The sequence below is a fragment of the Lactonifactor longoviformis genome (assembly GCF_042848515.1).
GTDB lineage: Bacteria > Bacillota > Clostridia > Lachnospirales > Lachnospiraceae > Lactonifactor > Lactonifactor longoviformis.
This window is the reverse complement of record NZ_AP031453.1, coordinates 3753924-3773728: the sequence shown is the minus strand read 5'-3', so window position 1 is coordinate 3773728 and position 19805 is coordinate 3753924. Positions and strand designations below refer to the sequence as shown.

13 protein-coding genes are annotated in these 19805 nt (G+C 41.3%); all 13 read left to right on the top strand.

The genetic code is table 11. The features are described from left to right. The first annotated feature begins 195 nt into the window (after positions 1-195). The 13 genes from ilvB (at position 196) to alr (ending at position 19793) form a co-directional block, all read left to right on the top strand. Complete coding sequence (gene ilvB / locus ACGHCT_RS17145) at positions 196-1914, top strand: biosynthetic-type acetolactate synthase large subunit (RefSeq protein WP_390437016.1); 1719 nt, start codon at positions 196-198, stop codon at positions 1912-1914. A gap of 13 nt (positions 1915-1927) precedes the next feature. Next, positions 1928-2425 (top strand): acetolactate synthase small subunit, encoded by a 498-nt coding sequence (gene ilvN / locus ACGHCT_RS17140; RefSeq protein WP_072848720.1) that lies wholly within the window; start codon positions 1928-1930, stop codon positions 2423-2425. A 141-nt stretch (positions 2426-2566) separates the two neighbouring features. After that, positions 2567-4552 (top strand): sodium-translocating pyrophosphatase, encoded by a 1986-nt coding sequence (locus ACGHCT_RS17135; protein WP_072848719.1) that lies wholly within the window; start codon positions 2567-2569, stop codon positions 4550-4552. A gap of 466 nt (positions 4553-5018) precedes the next feature. Beyond that, complete coding sequence (locus ACGHCT_RS17130; RefSeq protein ID WP_390437015.1) at positions 5019-8144, top strand: lantibiotic dehydratase; 3126 nt, start codon at positions 5019-5021, stop codon at positions 8142-8144. Beyond that, the gene (locus ACGHCT_RS17125) at positions 8141-9925 is read left to right on the top strand and encodes an ABC transporter ATP-binding protein (protein WP_390437014.1); all 1785 of its coding nucleotides are present in this window, start codon (positions 8141-8143) and stop codon (positions 9923-9925) included. Before ACGHCT_RS17130 ends, ACGHCT_RS17125 begins: the two co-directional genes overlap by 4 nt. A 38-nt stretch (positions 9926-9963) precedes the next feature. Continuing rightward, positions 9964-11172, top strand: coding sequence for a lanthionine synthetase C family protein (locus ACGHCT_RS17120; RefSeq protein WP_390437013.1), 1209 nt, complete (start codon positions 9964-9966; stop codon positions 11170-11172). Then, positions 11165-12502 (top strand): lanthionine synthetase LanC family protein, encoded by a 1338-nt coding sequence (locus tag ACGHCT_RS17115; protein WP_390437012.1) that lies wholly within the window; start codon positions 11165-11167, stop codon positions 12500-12502. Before ACGHCT_RS17120 ends, ACGHCT_RS17115 begins: the two co-directional genes overlap by 8 nt. A 55-nt stretch (positions 12503-12557) precedes the next feature. Further along, on the top strand, positions 12558-12731 hold the full coding sequence (locus ACGHCT_RS17110; RefSeq protein ID WP_390437011.1) for a hypothetical protein: 174 nt from the start codon (positions 12558-12560) through the stop codon (positions 12729-12731). Between the two features lie 380 nt (positions 12732-13111). After that, on the top strand, positions 13112-14227 hold the full coding sequence (ald, locus tag ACGHCT_RS17105; RefSeq protein ID WP_072848718.1) for an alanine dehydrogenase: 1116 nt from the start codon (positions 13112-13114) through the stop codon (positions 14225-14227). Positions 14228-14249: 22 nt separating this feature from the next. Next, the gene (locus ACGHCT_RS17100; protein ID WP_390437010.1) at positions 14250-15740 is read left to right on the top strand and encodes an alanine/glycine:cation symporter family protein; all 1491 of its coding nucleotides are present in this window, start codon (positions 14250-14252) and stop codon (positions 15738-15740) included. Between the two features lie 23 nt (positions 15741-15763). Beyond that, on the top strand, positions 15764-17020 hold the full coding sequence (gene glyA, locus ACGHCT_RS17095; protein ID WP_072848716.1) for a serine hydroxymethyltransferase: 1257 nt from the start codon (positions 15764-15766) through the stop codon (positions 17018-17020). A 155-nt stretch (positions 17021-17175) separates the two neighbouring features. Continuing rightward, a complete protein-coding gene (locus ACGHCT_RS17090; RefSeq protein ID WP_390437009.1) occupies positions 17176-18630 on the top strand; it encodes a histidine kinase in 1455 nt (484 codons plus the stop codon). A 23-nt stretch (positions 18631-18653) separates the two neighbouring features. Continuing rightward, on the top strand, positions 18654-19793 hold the full coding sequence (alr, locus tag ACGHCT_RS17085) for an alanine racemase (protein WP_390437008.1): 1140 nt from the start codon (positions 18654-18656) through the stop codon (positions 19791-19793). The last annotated feature ends 12 nt before the right edge of the window (positions 19794-19805 follow it).

Sequence of the window (19805 nt, the reverse complement as noted above, 5' to 3'; positions counted from 1 at the left end):
TTTCAAAGCTTAGGGCTTTTTTATTACTTAGGAAACTTTGTTCCTTATGTAATAAAAAAACCTCCGGGGGATCACACTGCGGCGGAAAGGAGGATGCTGTCCGCGACAGCCCGCCGCAGGCGGAGATTGCGCTTTCGCGCAATCTTTCTTGTTGCAGTTATCAAGAAAAAACACATAAAAGGAGGGTCATTTTAAATGAAAGGAACAGAATTATTTGTAAAAGCATTGCAAAAAGAAGGTGTTGATTATCTGTTTGGCTACCCGGGCGGTTATGCCATTGATATCTTTGATGAACTCTATAAGCAGGACTCCATTCAGATGATCCTGCCCAGACATGAGCAGGGGTTGATACATGCAGCAGACGGGTATGCCCGGGCCACAGGCAGGGTAGGCGTCTGTCTGGTAACCAGCGGGCCGGGGGCTACCAATCTGGTAACCGGAATAGCTACAGCAAATTATGACAGTGTTCCTCTTGTGTGCTTCACTGGACAGGTACCCACCAATCTGATTGGAAATGACGCTTTTCAGGAAGTTGACATTGTAGGGATTACCAGAAGTATCTGTAAATATGCAGTGACAGTACGACGGAGAGAGGATCTGGGGCGGATTATCAAAGAGGCCTTTTATATTGCCAATACTGGGAAAAAGGGTCCTGTAGTAGTAGACCTTCCAAAGGATATTATGCTGGAAGAGGGAGACAGCTTATATCCGAAGCAAGTATCCATCAGAGGCTACAAACCCAGTCAGGGGGTTCACATCGGTCAGATAAAAAAGGCTACGGATCTTCTGAAAAAAGCAGAGCGTCCTCTGTTTTTAATGGGCGGAGGCGTTACGATCGCCAGGGGACAGGCGGAAGCAAGAAAGCTGGCAGAGCACACAGGGATCCCTGTCATCACAACTATAATGGGACGTGGGTCATTGCCTACGGACCATGAGCTGTACTTTGGAAATGTGGGAATGCACGGGTGCTATGCGGCGAATAAAGCCATCTCTGACTGTGACCTGCTGTTTTCCATCGGAACCCGGTTTAATGACCGCATCACTGGTAAGCTGGGAGAATTTGCCCCCCATGCAAAAATCATTCACGTAGACATTGATACGGCTTCTATCTCCAGAAACATACAGGTAGATATCCCTATTGTGGCAGATGCCCGGGATGCTATGGAGGCTATACTTAAAAATATGCCGGAGGGTGAGCACAGGGAGTGGGTTGCGCAGCTGAAGGAATGGGATCGGAAGCATCCCATTGATATGCCGGATGGGGAAGGCATCAATCCTCAGAAGATTATCCGTGAGATGAACCGGCAGTTTGAGGAGGCGATTGTAGTAACCGATGTAGGCCAGCATCAGATGTGGGTAACCCAGTATCTGGAGATGACAGAAAAGAAACAGCTGCTCACATCAGGCGGTCTGGGGACTATGGGGTATGGCCTTCCGGCTGCCCTGGGGGCCCAGCTGGGTTCTCCGGACACACCGGTCATCTGTGTGGCCGGAGACGGGGGCGTTCAGATGACCATCCAGGAAATGGCCATGGCGGCGGCCTATGAACTTCCCGTGATTCTCTGTATATTTAATAACAGTTATCTGGGAATGGTACGTCAGTGGCAGCAGCTGTTCTACGATAAAAGGTATTCCTCTACCTGCACTCGGAGAAGAAAGTCCTGTGAGGGCAAGTGCAAAGGGCCGGGAACTCAGTGTCCTCCTTATGCTCCGGATTTTATGAAGCTGGCAGAGGGATATGGCGCGAAAGGGATGCGCATTGAGTGTGAAGAGGATATCAGCAGAGCATTTGCATTTGCCAGAGAGAACAGGCAGGGACCGACCGTATTAGAGTTTATAATACAGAGTGATGAGCTTGTGCTTCCCATGGTACAGGGAGGCCAGCCATTAAGCAATATGATACTGGAATGTTAGGAGGGTGAGAGAGATGAAAAAAAGATGGATTTCATTATATGTTGAAAATCAGGTAGGTGTATTGGCTAAAATATGTGGACTGTTCTCCGGAAAATCCTATAATTTGACAAGTCTCACGGTGGGAGAGACTGCAGACAAGACCGTTTCCAGGATGACCATCAGTGTGGACAGCGATGATGCAACCTTTGAACAGATAAAAAAACAGCTGAACCGCTGCGTTGAGGTTATCAAGGTCATAGACTTTACAAACATTCCTATCCACAGAAAAGAAGTGCTGTATATCAAAGTAAAGGATTGTGATGAGAGAGCGAAAACAGAGATTTTCCGGATCGCAGAGGTTTTTGGACTCAATATTGCAGATTACGGCAAAAACGCTGTATTGCTGGAATGCCTGCAGACGGAAACTAAAAATGATGACATTATCCGCCTGATTTCGGCAAATTTCCAGAGTATAGAAGTGGTTCGGGGGGGCAGTGTCGCCATTGAATCTGTTAGTATTCAGGAGAAATAGACAAATTTACTCAGAGAATTGAAATGAAGTGTTGCTTTTTGTGAATAATGTATAGTAAAATGAGAAAGACAAAACTATACACGGGAAGTGCTCCGGGGGGAAAGGGGCACTTCCTGAAAAACAAAAAGGAGTGTTAAAGGTATGGAACAAGTGGTGTATGTAGCAGTGGTTGCTGGTATACTGGCTCTAGTGTTTGCTTTCTATCTGGCCAGCAACGTAAGCCGACAGGAGGACGGCAACGACAAAATGAAAGAAATTGCAAAGGCAATAAGTGAAGGTGCCAGCGCATTTCTCTTCTCCGAATACCGGATACTGGTTATCTTTGTCGCGGTATTATTTGTTGTAATTGGATTTGGAATCGGGAACTGGGTGACAGCGGTCTGCTTTCTGGTAGGCGCGGGTTTTTCAGTTCTGGCCGGCTACTTCGGCATGAATGTGGCTACAAAGGCAAATGTGCGTACGGCCAATGCTGCCAGGACAGGCGGCATGAACAAGGCTCTGACAGTGGCTTTCCACGGCGGAGCAGTTATGGGAATGTGCGTAGTTGGTCTGGGACTGTTAGGATGCAGTCTGATTTACGTGATTACGGGAAATGTGGATGTACTCTCAGGCTTCAGCCTGGGCGCGTCATCCATTGCATTATTCGCCCGTGTGGGCGGAGGTATCTATACAAAGGCTGCCGACGTAGGCGCAGACCTGGTTGGTAAGGTGGAAGCAGGGATCCCTGAGGATGATCCCAGAAATCCTGCGGTTATCGCAGACAATGTAGGCGATAATGTAGGCGATGTGGCAGGCATGGGCGCTGATTTGTTTGAATCTTATGTAGGCTCCCTGGTATCAGCGGTTACTCTCGGGATTGTTGTATATCAGGCGAAAGGTGCTGTGTTCCCTCTGGTACTTGCCGCAATCGGTATTATTGCATCCATCATCGGAAGCTTCTTTGTCAGGGGCGGAGAGAACAGCAAGCCCCATCAGGCTCTGAAAATGGGAAGTTACGTATCCGGCGGTCTGGTACTTATCTGTTCTCTGGTTATGAGCAAGGTGTTTTTTAATGATTTTAAGGCAGCTGCGGCCATTATCGCGGGTCTGCTGGTTGGAATTGTAATTGGTATTGTGACAGAGGTTTATACCTCTGATGAGTACAAGTCGGTGAAGAAGATTGCCCAGCAGTCAGAGACAGGGCCGGCAACCACGATTATCAGTGGACTGGCAGTAGGTATGCTTTCTACCTGTGTCCCTATCCTTCTAATCTGTATCGGCATCTTTGTGTCCTATAAAGTATGCGGGCTGTACGGAATTGCTCTTGCGGCAGTGGGAATGCTTTCCACCACAGGTATTACGGTTGCGGTGGATGCCTATGGACCTATCGCAGATAATGCCGGGGGAATTGCTGAAATGTCCGGTCTGGATCACAAGGTCAGAGAGATCACCGACAAGCTGGACTCAGTGGGAAATACTACAGCCGCCATGGGAAAAGGATTTGCCATCGGCTCCGCGGCGTTAACGGCTCTGGCTTTGTTCGCCTCCTATTCTCAGGCTGTGCAGCTTCAGGTAATTGATATTCTGAACTCCAATGTAATTATCGGACTGTTAATCGGCGGTATGCTTCCGTTCTTATTCTCAGCTTTGACCATGGAATCTGTTTCCAAGGCAGCTTATAAGATGATTGAGGAAGTCAGAAGACAGTTCCGGGAGATTCCCGGCATTATGGAGGGGACAGGAAAACCGGATTATAAGTCTTGTGTGTCTATCTCCACCACAGCTGCACTCAGGGAGATGCTGATTCCCGGCGTAATGGCAGTACTGGCTCCTCTTGCAGTGGGAATTATTCTGGGTACAGAAGCCCTGGGAGGCCTTCTGGCAGGGTCACTGGTGACAGGTGTGCTGATGGCAATCTTTATGAGCAATGCGGGCGGAGCCTGGGACAATGCTAAGAAGTATATTGAGGGCGGCAATCACGGCGGCAAAGGCAGTGAGGCCCACAAAGCGGCGGTTGTAGGCGACACTGTAGGAGATCCCTTTAAGGATACTTCAGGTCCGTCTATCAACATCCTGATTAAATTAATGACAGTTATTTCCCTGGTGTTCGCACCGCTGTTCCTGAGCATCGGAGGACTTTTGGGCTGATAGCCACAAAAAGTATAAAATGTCTTCACGAAACGTTCACAACTTTTACATGGGGAGGTCATAATTGGAAGGTATGATAAATGCATAGTAACAAAACGTTACTGCAATTAATTTTCTTTTTCATACTGCCTTGCAGCAATGTGAGGCATTCCTTCCACTAATAAGTATCATCATACTTTTTATAAAACTCCTCAAAAAGGGTCCTGTTCGAAAGAACAGGGCCTTTTTGTTGTAAAAATGTCCCAATAGAACGCAAGATTGGTAAAGAAAATGACAGTATTGGGGATATACATATATTTAAATATCTGTGATAATAAGACTATAATTAAAAAAGTTTAATAAATTGAGTATTTATTTTATAAAAGTCAGATTATAGTGAAAATTTATGTTGGTTTAAGAAGGTTATATTTTGAGGGATTAGGGGAAGGATACGCTATATGGATACTTGTATGGCACGGTAATGTATATGGAATATATAATCGGCAATAACTTTCTGCTAAGGGCGCCTTTGCAGGGGTTTAATCAATTTTCAAAAATTGAAATGTTAGGTGACAGCACAAACAGTATCCTAAGTCTTGTGAAGGAAGATCCTATCTTCTGTGAGGCTCTGGCGATTGCTAACCTGGAATTATGGATGAAAATAAAAAAAAGGAAATTAAATACTACACAGAGGGAAGCTATTATTAAATATTATATAAGATATCTTTCACGTCCAACGCCATATGGAATGTTTGCAGGTGTCCGGTGCGGCAATTTTGGGGAAATGACGAGCTGCGAAACAGGAAGTGAGGAAGATACAGACAAATATTGCTGCGTAGATATGGCTTGGTTTTATGGGGTCATCCAGACTTTAGAAAAGGATATTGATGTAGTATACAATACAAAAGTCAAGTTTAACTCCGAATGCTTTATACAGGGCGACAGAATTGTTAATCCTTATAATCATAATTATGGACAGCTAGAGCGCAAGGAAGAGTATTATAAAAATTCAAAGATAAGATTTACGAGACAGGTTAAATTTATTAAGGACAATACAAGTGATTGGATTCCGTTTCAAAAGCTTTTTGAAACTTTTGCAGATTATAATTTGAAGGTTCCTAAAGATAAACTAGAGAGTTTTTTACTTAGTCTTATAGAAAATGGGTTTTTAATCACCGATATTCGGGGAGGGCTGTCAGAGCGTGATCCGCTGCAGAATTTGCTGGACCAGATGAAGGATTATAGATTAAATATTCAAAACTGTAAATATTATGAAAAATTATTAAAAGTCAATGAGCTAAGACTTGCATACAGTTGTAAACCTTACGGAAAAGGGATAGATCTATATCAAAACTTATGTGAAAAAATGGAGGAAATACATAAAACTTCGAATTATATAAATGTGATTTGCCAACACAGTATAAAGAAAATCAGTCTGAATCAAAATATAAAAAAAGAATTAGAAAGATTTGCAAATTTTTTGACTGCAGTGTCGTCCCCAGATAATGAGCCAGCGTACTTAACCAGCTACAAAGAAAGGTTTCTTGATAAATATGGAGCTAATATTGAAGTGCCGCTCTTAGAGCTATTCAATCCGGTAGCTGGATTAGGAAATCCTTACGAAATCCCTATGCTTAAGACAGGAAACGAGTATAAAGGAAGTAAAAAAAGAGAATTAATAGAGAAATACTTCAAAGATAAGATCTTATTTTGCATTAAAAATCAAATAAGGGAGTGCGTAATAGATGATGAGGATATCAAAAACCTTAATCAAATTCAAATGTCCCATAAAGGAAGTAAAATATCATATGCCAGTTCCTTTGAATTAAATGTTGCTATTTTGGCAGAGAAGACGGAACAAATAGACAAGAATAATTATAAAATCATTTTGGGTCATTGTATTGGCGCGAACCGAATAGGAATGCTGACCAATCGTTTTTATAATGCTTTAAGTGCTGCATATAAAGAAGAGATTGCTGCATTTTATAAAAGAGAAATAGACAATGCTAAATATCTGTATGCAGAGTCCATACATTTGCCAAGAGAGGGAAGAGTCAACAATGTAAGTGGTGGTAAAAAAAATTATAAATATCAATTAAATTATAATCTTGCCCCAGAGAATTATCAGACAGAATTATCTATGCAGGATTTGGTTATTGGAATTAATGCAGAGCATGATAGATTCTATATAAAATCTAAAGCCTATAATAAAATTATAGCTGTTGTTTCCGACAGTATGATAACACGCTTGGATGATGATTGTTACATTAGGTTTCTGAGGGAAGTTACCTATGCATATCATATAGAGCCATTAGAAAATATTTATTATCTGCAGGCAAACGAAAGCAGGTATATTCCCCAGATAAGATATGGCAATGTTATTATACAGAGAGAGTGTTGGAAATTATATAGAGAAGATATGAGAACAATAGAAAATTATCGGGATTTTACTATTATGTTTTCTTCATTCATGCACAGATGGGGACTTCCAAGATGGATATACGTGGGTATAGATGATAAATATCTGATTCTTGATCTGTTCCATGATACAGGCATGCAATGTCTATACTCTGAAATTAAAAAAAGTCTGCGATCGGCAAATTGGGTTATTCTGGAATCCGCAGAGAGAGAAGCAGACAGCAATACCTGGTTAACGGATACCAGTCAAAAGATATTTTTTTCCGAGATAACTGTTGAATGTATCAAACAGAACATGATGAGCGCAGAAAATACAATAGAGGGTTTTAATGGCGCAATTAATTTACCTGATAAGAATAAGATTCTCTACCCCGGTCAGGAGGGCTGGTATTATTTTAAAATTTATCTTGAAGAGAGTCAGTGCAATGATTTTTTGAGGACTCGTTTAAGTGCTTTTGCAGAATATTTGTTAGAGAATCAAATAATAGAAAAGTTCTTTTTTATCAGATACTCTGATCCGGATTTTCATATCAGATTCCGAATACAAGTTTCAAAGCAATTTGATATCATACATATATTTAATCAATGGTTTGACAGAGACTGTATGAAAGGATTCAGCATTTACTATACCATTGATATCTATGAAAGGGAATCCGAACGCTACGGAGGATCAGCGCTGATAAATGAAGCAGAAGATTATTTTTATCAAGACAGCTTATTAGTATTAAATATTTTGCAATCAGAAGATGAGAGCATCGAAATATCCCTGGAGTACATTGCAGTTTCCGCAATATTTAATATTGCCAAACATATCATAAAAAATATGGAGAGCGCAGAGCTATATTTAAATAACCTAACTAATCCAGAGTTATTCCGGAATGAGTTCCAAAAAAACAGAGCAGAATATATGGGGATTCTGGAAAACAAAGAGAGGCTCCCCCTTCTGCTTCGGCAATCAATGCGCAAGGTGGAAGAGAGTCTGGATAATTACTTTATAAGGATGAATCAGATATCTGAAAGCAACCATCTTACAAACTATAGCGGGGACATTTTTTTATCTTTATGCCATATGTTTTGCAACAGACTTTGCGGTGACAGAAATTGGGAGACAAGGGTATTCTCAATTGCACGGCACACGTTACATGCCTGGAATGAAAAACAAAAGTATTATGTTTCAGCAGGGAAAATAGAATGAATGATGAGACTAAAATAAAAGATATTATTGTTAACTTAAAAAAATGTTTTTATCTTATTTTAAGGTATAGCAGATTATATATGTGCGTGACTTTGTGCTTCTCAATTTTACAGGGCATATTTCCAGCTTTATCTTTAGTAGTTATGCAGAAAATCTTGAATAAGCTGCAGTCCGGTGACAGAGTACTTTTACCTTTTATTTATCTGATAATAGTATATACATTAATAGATATGATTTCCTCCCTGCTCTCAGCAATTTATAACTATTATTATACAAAGTTTCTTTCTCATTTTAATAAGCACATAGAATTGTTAAGATTGAAAAAGGGTGTTGAATTATCCTTAAGGGATTATGAGAATACGGAAACATATGACGTTATAAACAGGGCTCAACAACAAAATGGACAAACTGTATTGAGCTTTTTTGGACAGTTTATGTCTATTCTGCAATTAGTTATTACAATATGCTCGTCCCTTATTATCCTGGCTAATTTCAGGACAGGATGGATTGTTATACTCATAATACTTATCTTCCCATTTTTGAAGTATTTATTTACGCTAAAGATAGCAAAAATGCAATATGATATGAGATCCAGAAGAACAAAGGATGAAAGAAATATCTGGTACATAGATTATCTGATAATGACAGGCGTTGCATTCAAAGAAATAAGAATATTTGGACTGAAAGAATATTTTATAAAAAAATATACTGCATTAATGGACAAGATTATCCAGCAGGATGTAAACCTGGCAAAAAAATCGATTTTAGTCCAGACGGGGCTGCTTCTATGCGATCAAATAGCAGCAGGAGGCGCATTTTTATACCTAGTTTTTTGCGGGATTAAACAAATTATTTTAATCGGGGATGTAGTTACATACACGAGATGCATATTCTCAATAAAAAATAATCTGGAAAGCATTTTTGAATACTTTAGCTCTATAGCAAATGAAGCTTTATTGATTGGCTGGCTTTTTGATTTTTTGGAGTTAAAAACGGCAGTTCCTTTAGTGGACTCTTCCGTTAATATTTCTGGGATAGACACCATTCAGATGATTCATGTATCTTATAAATATAAAGGTTCATCAGAGTATGCGTTAAGGGATATCAGCTTTACAATCAAAAAAAATGAAGTTTTAGGGATTGTGGGAAAAAACGGATCGGGTAAGTCTACCCTTATCAAGATAATCTTAGGATTATATGATGATTATGAAGGTGATATCTTAGTTAATGATATTAATTTGAAAGCAATTAATAAAGAATCCTATTACGAGTCTGTCAGCTGCGTGTTTCAGGATTATATGAAGTATGAGGCATCCTTAAAAGATAATATAGGATATGGGGATCTGGAACATATAGATAATACTATGGAAATTGAGAATATATTAAAATATGTAAAATTAAAAGAAAATATATGGCTAGAGGATGGGATAGATGTGCTCTTAGGGAATTGGTTTGGAAAGAAACAGCTTTCTATTGGAGAATGGCAGAGAGTGGCAATTGGAAGAGGAATCTTTAAAAAGAGTAAATTGTGCATCATGGATGAACCTGACGCATCTATTGATGCAGAGGCAGAACGACAATTAATACAAATGTATAAGAAGGTTTTTAGCCATAAGATAGGGATTTACGTCACGCATAAAATCAACCATGTCCGTTATCTTACGGATCAAATAGTAGTTTTAGATAATGGTAATGTGTCGGAATTTGGAACGCATACTGAACTGATGAAACATGAGGGAATATATTATAAACTCTTTAAATTACAGGAAGAAAGCAGATAGGAGGGGGATAGATTATAGATATAGAAAATAGAGTAAAGATGCTTGTTATAGAGGCTTTAAATAAATTGGAAAATGAAATTGCAGAGAATGAGTTAGAACCTGAAAGCTGTACAGGTGCTTTGGTGTTTCTGGGAGAAATATATCCATATCTTGATAATCAAGAAAAATGCATGGAATTTTCTTATAGTATTATGAACATATTAAAAAAGGAGATTCAGGAGAATACAGGAGTTTTTTCAGGACTGGGAGCCTTCGGAGGGCTGACAGAAATACTGTTTGCAACTAAAATATTTTACAAAAAGACAGGTGTATACGAAAAATTCCTGCATACGTTAGAGTCAATTGTCTGCCAGGAGGCTATAAGCTATACTGCTTATTGTAAAGATGAGATTGAACAGCTGAAGGTGATACATTATGATTTGATTAATGGTTTGACAGGCATCGCTATGTATTATTTATGGGATAGGAAGGTAAGTGAACAGGAAGATTTTCTCCTGAAAGAAATCCTTGATTATTTTGTAACAATATGCTGCGCAGAAAAAACTTCAATGCAGGGATGGCATATAAAAACAGAAAACCAATATCGGATACAAGACATAGAAGAGTATCCCCATGGAAGCATAGATTTTGGATTATCCCATGGCATGATGGGCCCGTTGATGGTTATGGCAGAAGCTTATAGTAAAAAAATAGTGGTGGAGGGACTGAAGGAAGCTATATGCCAGCTGATAGATTTATATATGAGATTCAAGAAGGATATACAGGGTGTATATCATTGGCCTTCACAGCTTGATTTCGCAGATTTCCAGAGATTGGAATGGGACACTGATAAAAGAAATAATAGAGTGAGCTGGTGCTATGGAAATATAGGGATAAGCAGAGCTCTCTATCTAGTAGGGAAGAATATATCGGATGGAGCTCTAATGGAGTTTGCCTATAAAAATATAATAGGAATAGCGGATCTCGATAGTAGTACCTATAAACTTGATTCAGCGATATTATGTCATGGATATGGTGGGATTTTATCCATTCTTAATGTTATGAACAGAGAAAACGATAATCGTTTACTGTATGAGAAAAAAATTTTACTAAGTGACATTGTTATTAATAGTATAGCAGGCCAGTCTGATGTTAAAGGAAATGAAGCTTTTCATAATTTCTTGTATAGCAGAATCGGTGAGCTTTTATCATTAATATCTTTGTTTGCCCGGGAAACTGTATGGGAGAGGTGGCTGTATCTTGTATAATAAATGGATAAATAAAGAGAGAGCAAACGGCAATATACCAATAGATCCTTTTATGTTTGAACAGGTAATAGAGATATTGGAAGCATACTTTTGCAAGCTGGATAAGGATATAAGAGAAGGTAATGTTAATGAAGGTATATTATCTGACTATATTCTTGTTATGAGCGAAGGGATGGAGCTGTTTAGCGAAAAAGAAAGATGGATTGACAATATATTTCTTTTAGTAAACAGAATAAAAAACAGCTTTGAGCAAAAGGGGATTCCCCAAACTGTCGGACTGTTTGGTGGGGGAACCTCTGATTTCGGATATAATTTAAATGTCATGAGTTTAGCTACTGAGACATTTAAGAAATTTACAAATACCTACAATGATATAGCTTATGAGGTTATTGACGGCTTCTGTGACTTTGTTTTGACTAAGATACATACCATAAAGGAATCTTATTACGATGTGATCAGCGGCTTGGCAGGCAGCATGATTTACTTGGCGAAATGTCCGGAAGATAAAAAGCGAAATATCACTATTATAAAAGTAGGCAATTGTTTAGAAACTATTATCACCGGTTTTCATCCGTTTGGCAATGCTGCCATAGAGAATTGGTTCATAAAAAATGATAATATTTATGATGAAGAGCTGCGGAAGAGATTTCCCAGAGGACTGTATAATTTTAGTGTATCACATGGGCTAATCGGTCCCGTCTTTGCGCTGGCCAAAGCATCCGATATAACAATGCCGAAACATGAATCCTTGAAAGTTGTGAAACAAGCACTTGAAACATACAGAGAATTCAGCTGCAGGAATGAGGATGGCGTTACATTTTGGCCGGGGCAGTTAGATTTTAACAGCTACACTGCTAAAAGAACAGATGGGTCTAATAAACGGCAGAGCTGGTGCTATGGATCTATCGGAATTACGGGAGCTCTCTATACAATTTCTAAATATATAAATGATAAATCATTACAGGAATTTGCCTTTCTAAACAGTGAACGTATTGCCGGATGCTCTATCGATGAATATGAACTGGAATCCCCAATCATTTGTCATGGATATGCAGGCATGCTTCTTATTTTAGTAAAGATTTATCGCGATAAGAAAAGTGAGCTGATATATTTGCAAATCATCAGGGTTCTGCAAAAAATGATTGAATTATATAATCCTGGATTGGGATATGGATTCAGAGATGTTCGCTGGGATATGAAAAAAAACAAAGTACAAAAGTCATTGGTAGATGACAATAGTTTTTTGGAAGGGAGTCTGGGAATTATTATAGCTCTACTAAGTTTAGTAAAATATGATATTTATGCATGGGACAGACTATTACTAAATTAATGTAAAAATATGCATATCTCCTGCAGTGTACGGGGGGACAATAGGAGGAAAGCATATGAGTAAATATGATGAATTTGATCTGGATATTAAACGTGATAAGAAAGATGCAGGAAAGATATCAAATGCCGCCGGGCAAAATGCAGCGGCTAATATTCCTTCACCGGCAGCTACCCAAGTTAGAACCTGTACAAGGTGTACCTCTAGCTATGTGGGAGTTGCAAGATGCTAAGCTGATATTGACAAGTAAAAGCAGCCAAAAGTAAATAATTAAGTTCCTCCTGTACACTGCGTTATATTCGTGGAGGCGTTCTCAGAATGCGGAAAGTACCGTTATATGTGAACGTCTCTTTTTAGCTCTATAAGGGGTAAAAATTGTTAAAAATTAAACGATAATATCTTTATTATATTCGAAGATTCTGTAAATCCAGCATTTATGTGAAGAATATTGGGCATAAGAAGTGTGAATATTACAAGAGTGCAAAATCGGTAAAGAAAATGTCGATATCAGGGATTTATTTTGCGTATGATTCTTGAGATAATATAAACATATTAAAGCTTTATAAAAACTTAATAAAGGATATCTTAAAAGCTAAGGAGGTTCTAATTGCAATGAAAGTAGGATGTGTGAGAGAAATCAAGAACAATGAGTTCCGCGTCGGTATGACTCCGGACAATGTAAAGAGCTATGTAAATGCCGGTCATGAGGTGTATATCGAAAAGGATGCCGGCGTAGGCTCTGGTTTCATGACAGACGAGTATGTTGCGGCAGGAGCAGTGATTCTTGACACAGCAAAAGAGGTTTGGGATACCGTAGAGATGATGATCAAGGTCAAAGAACCCCTGAAAGAAGAGTATCAGTACTTCCACAAAGATTTAATCCTTTATACCTATCTGCATCTGGCTGCTGACAGAGAGCTGATGGATGCTATGCTTGAGGCGGGAGTAAAAGGTGTTGCTTACGAGACATTGATTGAGCGGGACAGAAGCATTCCGCTGCTGGCACCTATGAGCCAGATCGCAGGAAGACTGAGTATTCAGGAAGGCGCGAAATATCTGGAAAAACCCTTTGGGGGATCGGGTGTGCTGCTTGCCGGCGTTCCTGGAACACCTAAGGCAAATGTTGTAATCTTGGGTGCTGGTACTGTGGGAACCAATGCATGTAAAGTTGCAGTAGGAATGGGAGCTAATGTTACGATTATTGACATCAGCCTTTCCAGACTGGCATATTTAGATGATATCTTCGGCGCAAGAATTCAGACATTGATGAGCACTGACGCTAACATTGAGAATGCAGTTGCACAGGCAGATCTGGTAATTGGTTCTGTATTGATTCCAGGAAAAGCAGCGCCTAAGCTGATGAAGAAAGCTTATCTCAAAAATATGCGTCCCGGCAGTGTAGTAGTGGATGTGGCTGTGGATCAGGGCGGATGCTGTGAGACAACAAAGGTTACATATCACGACGATCCTACCTTTGTAGTGGATGGTGTGGTTCATTACTGCGTTGGCAATATGCCTGGAGCAGTTCCAAGAACATCTACCATTGCACTGACAAATGCCACACTGAAATATGGTCTCCAGATTGCAGGAAGCGGACTGGAAGACGCCTGCAGAAAAAATGATGTATTGTATTCCGCAATTAATACCTATGAGGGTGAGATTACCTGCAAGAACGTGGCTGACAGCTTTGGTCTTCCCCATAAGGAGGCGAAAGAATTAGTTGGTTAAACCATGATGAAGGAGGTAGTATATGGATACTTTTGTAAAAATAGTTACTAAGATTAACGATTTGGTTTGGAGTTTGCCTCTGGTGCTTTTATGTTTGGGTGCAGGCATCTTCTTTACGATTATGCTGAAGGGATGCCAGTTCCGTTTGATAAAAGACATGTTCAGGCTCATACGTTCAAAGTCTGAAGCTGAGAAGGGCGAAGGTGGTATCTCCGCATTCCAGTCATTTGCAACAACCGTTGGTTCCCGTGTAGGAATGGGGAATATCGCAGGCGTTGCAACGGCCCTTTATTTTGGCGGCCCTGGTGCCATCTTCTGGATGTGGTTAATCGCTCTCATTGGTGCCAGTTCTTCTTTTGCAGAGTGTACATTGGCACAGGCTTATAAAGATAAGACCGGTAATGAGTACATAGGTGGTGCCCAGTTATTTATTACAAAGGGACTGAAATCAAAATCCATTGCAAAAGTTATGGCAGTTTTATTCGCCATTGCAGCTGTACTCGGGCCTGGTACTTTAATGCCTGGTCTCCAGATTTATCAGATTGCCTCTACGTTCCAGAGTGCTTTTGGCACACCTCAGATGGTAATTGGCATTATCAGTACGATTTGTATTGCTCTTGTAGTATGGGGAGGAATCAAACGTATAGGACGGGTGGCTGAGTTATTGGCACCTGTTATGTGTGTGATTTATCTTATCATGGCTATCGTTATTATTGGTATGAATATCACAGTACTTCCCTCTGTTCTTGCAACAATTGTTAAATCAGCATTTGGTGCAGAGCAGGCGTTTGCAGGTATCATTGGCGCCGCTGTTTCCAACGGTGTAAAGCGTGGTGTGTATTCTAATGAAGCTGGTCAGGGCTCAGGAGCAATTGTGTCCGCGGCAGCTGAGTGTTCTCATCCCGCAAAACAGGGCTTGATTCAGGCATTATCCGTATATATTGATACGATCGTTGTATGTACAGCATCTACCATGATCATCATGGTTACAGGCAACTACAATATCGTGGACAAAGCAGGCAACTTTATTGTAAACAATACAATGAGTGAAAAAGGTGCTCTTTGGGCCCAAGATGCGGTTAACCAGTCTTTAGGCGGCTGGGGCGGAAAGCTTTTGGCAATTATGATCGCTTTGTTTGTATTCACCAGTCTTATGGGTTACTATTATCAGGCAGAAAGTAATATGCGTTTTCTGTTTAAAGGAAAACCGGCAGGTACTTATCTGATGCGCGGCATCTTCCTTGTAGCAGTGTTCTCCGGCGTTATCGTAGACGGACAGACAATCTGGAGCATGGCAGATTTAGGCGTTGGTTTGATGGCTTGGGTTAACATTATAGGCGTTTTAATACTTTCGTCGAAGGTAAAAGCGATTCTAAAAGATTACGAGACACAAAAGAAAGCAGGACTTGATCCACTCTTCGATCCTGCAAAATTTGGAATTAAAGATGAATCAGGTGCCTGGGATAAATATGCAGGCTTACTGAAAAAGAGAGAAGCAGAATCAGGTAAATAAACAAAGAAAATGGAGGATATTTTATGTTAAAGTATACGAGACAATCTGACCCTGAAATTGCAGCATTGGTGGACGAGGAATTAAACCGTCAGGAGCACAACATTGAGATGATCGCTTCTGAAAGCACCGCGCCCTTAGAAGTTATGGAACTGAGCGGAAGTGTATTTACCAACAAGACCCTGGAGGGATATCCGGGAAGAAGATTCCAGGCTGGTTCTGAGATTGCTGATAAAGTAGAAAAACTGGCTTGGGAGAGAGCAAAAGAGCTGTTCGGTGCAGAGCATGTGAATATTCAGTCCTATTCCGGCTCAACGGCAAACTACAGCGTATTTGCATCCGTATTAAATCCTGGGGATAAGATTCTGGCTATGCGTCTTGATCAGGGCGGACATTTGACTCACGGTTCACCGGCAAACTGGGTTAGCAAGATTTACAACCATGTATTTTATGGGGTAGATAAAGAGACAGAGAGAATCGATTATGACGCGCTTGACAAACTGGCAAAAGAGGAAAAACCCAAAATGATTATCGCCGGTGCCAGCTCCTATCCACGTCTCATCGATTATGAAAGAATTGCAAAAATAGCTGAAGAAGTAGGCGCATACTTTATGGTAGATATGGCTCATATCGCAGGTCTGGTAGCTGCAAAGGTGATCCCGAGTCCTATTCCTTATGCAGACTTTGTAACTTCTTCTACAACGAAAACCTTCTGCAGCGCAAGAAGCGGTATGGTATTCTGTAAAGAGAAATATGCGAAAATCCTGGATAAAGGTACATTCCCCGGAAGCTTAGGCTCCCTGATGTTCCACACAATGGCTGCCAAGACATGGTCCTTCAAATATGCAGCTTCTCAGGAATTCCATGATATTATGCAGCAGGTAGTTGTAAATGCCCAGAAACTGGCAGAAGAACTGTCTGGCTATGGCTTCCGTATTGTCAGCGGCGGCACAGACAACCATCTTCTTGTGGTTGACTTAAGAGGAAAAGGAATTACAGGTACTGTGTTCCAGGATGCACTGGATGCTGTGGGAATTACAGTAAATAAAAATATGATTCCATTTGATCCTGAGAAACCGTCAGTGACAAGCGGTGTGCGTATTGGCCTTACATCCGTGACACAGAGAGGATTAAAAGAGCCTGAGATCGTAGAAATTGCCAGCATTATGAATCAGGTTGCCGAGGCACCTACAGATGAAGCAAACCTGGCAGCATGCAAGGAAAGGGCGGAGGCTCTTATCTCCAAATTCCCTCTGTATCCTGCAGGAGCATTTGAAGACTGATTTGAATCCCCATATAAAGCACCTCCGTTGTACCGGTAATTGCCCAGGCAGTTACAAAGGTTAATGTGCGAGGACATGAGCGCCGCAGCAAGGTGATATTCCCCTGTTGTGGCGCTTGTGCTTTTTGTGGAAGGCGGCTGGAAGGAGGTGTGGCCATGAAGATTCAGAAAACAGACTGGGGGTATATTGAGTGGATTCAAAGGTCTGAGAACCAGCCCTCTATGAATATCGGAAAAGTTGTCTGCTATCCGGGAAAACAGATGTACCCGCACATTCACTATGAAGAACAGTTTATCTATGTGCTGGAAGGATGCGGGACTGGCTGGGCAAACGGAACCCTACAGAAAATTGAACCCGGCGCCATGTATTTTATGGAGTGCGGGTGCGAGCATTCTATGAAAAATGAAGGGGACGGCCCTATTATTCACCTTTTGGTTTCCAACCCGGTACAGGTAGAGATGGACAGCTTTATTGACAAAGAGGAAACCTACAAAGGGCTAAGCAGCGAGGAACTCATAGTGGCCATAGAGGCGGTCAGAGGGCAGTTTTTGGACAATCTCCACTCAGCATACGTGATTTTTACAGAGAGTGGGAATCTGTTATATCAGGGCAGTTATTTTCCCACGTACTGCAGAAGAACATGCAGCCCGCAGGAGCACCCGGGGGAATGCCGGTGCATGAAGAACTGGATACATTTTCTGGAGACGACAGAACAAACCATAGAATGTCCCTATGGCCTGCTGGTCTACAGAATCCCTATCTTTTTTAATAAAAGAGTGGTAGGATATATACTGGGCGGTTACATCAGGATATCATCGGAGGAAGAAGCACCCATTGAAGGCGTTTATGATACCCCGGAAAGTACCGCGGAGGGTCTGAAAAGCCTTCTGCGGAAAGCCTCCAGAGCGATACGGACCTTCTGTGAATTCAACCAGTTCAAAAATGCACTGTTTGAAAAAGAGGCACTTCTGGAGGACAGTAAAAATTCCAGGGAAGCGCTACTGCATAATCTGAAGATGGCAGAGAATACCGTAACGGACCTGAAAATTAATCACCATTTTCTGTTCAATACCCTGAACCAGATGGCGTCTCTGGCGCTGGAGGGAGGAGGAGTTCCTCTGTACGAATCCATTATCCATCTGGCCAGAATGTTTCACTACTCGTCTCAGACGCAGGGAAGCCTGGTATCCTTAAGAAATGAACTAAAGTATGTGGACTCCTATCTGCAGCTTCAGAAGTTTCGATATAAAGATTCTCTGGATTTCCGTTACGATATAGATGATGAGGCCCAGGATACTATCGTCCCGTTTAATTTCCTTCAGCCTTTGGTTGAGAACGCTTTTGTCCATGGCTGTGATGAGGAGGAAAGTAAATATCTGGAGATAGAAATCAAAGCCAGAAAGGAATATGTTGACATATGGGTAAAAAACCGGGGGAAATGTCTTACTTCCCAGGACTGTTACCGGATTAATGTAGGTATGAGAGGAAATACAGCCCACGGACTGGGAATGATCTATCATAAGCTGGGGTCTATCTATAAGGGCGGATTTACTATGAAAATAGGCACCAGGGAGAATTCTACGGTTCTGTATGTCAGATTACCAAAATAATTAAGAAAAAGAGGCAGATACAAATGAAGGACAAAGAGCAGCAGCACAGAAGAGTATGCGCGTATGTGGATCTGGATGCCATTGTGTGGAATCTGGAGCAGATACATGCCAATGTAGCAGAGCAAACCCAGGTGGTTGCCGTGGTTAAGGCGGACGGGTACGGTCATGGAGCGGTTCCTATTGCCCGTAAAGTAGAGCATTTACCCTATATCTGGGGATTTGCCTGCGCCACGGTGGAGGAGGGAGTAAGCCTTCGCGAGGCAGGAATCCAGAAGCCTGTATTGATCCTGGGATATACTTTTGAAGAACATTATGATATTATGTGTAGCATGGACATTATTCCTGTGGTATTTGAGACGGATATGGCAAAAAAAATGTCAGATACTGCGGTAAAGCTTGGGAAAAAGATGGAGGTTCATCTGGCTGTGGATACCGGCATGGGAAGAATCGGTTTCCGGGATGATGAATCTTCCATTCCTGACTGTGTAGAGATCTCAAAAATGCCCGGAATACTCATATCAGGCTTGTTTACCCATTTTGCAAGGGCGGATGAGTGGGACAGCACCCCGGCCAAAAGACAGATGGAGCGGTATCTGCACTTTGTGGGACTTTTGGAGGCGGCAGGCATCCGGATTCCTTATAAGCACTGCTCTAACAGTGCAGGGATTATGAATCTGCCGGAGGCTAATATGGATCTGGTGCGGGCAGGCATTATCCTGTACGGTCTGTTTCCCTCAGATCAGGTGTATACAGATAAAATCAAGCTGAAACCGGCGATGTCACTGAAAAGCCATGTGGTTTATGTAAAGGACATAGAGCCGGGTACCCCGGTAAGCTATGGGGGGACCTATGTAGCTGAGAGACCCAGACGGGTTGCTACCATACCTGTGGGATATGGGGACGGATATCCCCGTTCTCTCTCGAACAAGGGATATGTATTGATCCATGGAAAGAGGGCAGACATTATAGGAAGAGTGTGTATGGATCAGTTTATGGTGGATGTCACAGATATTCCGGATGTTAAGACAGGAGATGAGGTTACTCTGATTGGCACTGACGGGGGAGAAACCATTACGATAGAAAATATGGGAGATATAAGCGGCAGATTTAATTATGAGTTTGCCTGCGATTTGGGAAAACGAATCCCCAGAGTATACTTATAAGAAGGGACGGAA